The sequence below is a fragment of the Levilactobacillus hammesii DSM 16381 genome (assembly GCF_001434395.1).
In the GTDB taxonomy this organism is placed as follows: domain Bacteria; phylum Bacillota; class Bacilli; order Lactobacillales; family Lactobacillaceae; genus Levilactobacillus; species Levilactobacillus hammesii.
This window is the reverse complement of record NZ_AZFS01000040.1, coordinates 1-443: the sequence shown is the minus strand read 5'-3', so window position 1 is coordinate 443 and position 443 is coordinate 1. Positions and strand designations below refer to the sequence as shown.

The 443-nt window shown below is 31.8% G+C and carries 1 protein-coding gene; it reads left to right on the top strand.

Going from position 1 to position 443, the window contains the following annotated elements:
• Window positions 1-116 precede the first annotated feature (116 nt).
• Window positions 117-443 (top strand): replication initiation protein (locus FD28_RS02310; protein WP_157059813.1); only part of this gene is annotated, 327 nt, incomplete at its 3' end.

Genomic DNA, 443 nt, shown 5'->3' with positions numbered 1-443 from the left:
TCAAGTACCTTTTGTCTGTTTATCAAGTACCTTTTGTCTGTTTATCAAGTACCTTTATAAGTTCTGTACTTGATAAAAAGGTACTTTTATTTTAATATGTGTTTGAGGTGATAATCATGTCTAATGAGTTAGTTAAGTATGATCCTGAGTTGAATACTATTCCCTTGAGAAAATTTACCCCAATTGAGATGAATTTATTTTTTTCAATTGTTTCCCGCATGCGGGATCAAGGGAATAAAACTGTTCGTTTCTCTTTTGACCAGTTAAAAGAGCTTAGTAACTATAAACCAACCGCAAATAAACGTTTTATTGATGATATTGAAAATACATACCAAAAGATCCTCAGCCTTAGGTTTGGCCGTAGAAGTAAGAGTGGCTTAAATCGTGAATTTTTTGTTATGTTTACTGAATTTGAAATTAAAGGTGAAGCTGAAGAACCTTAT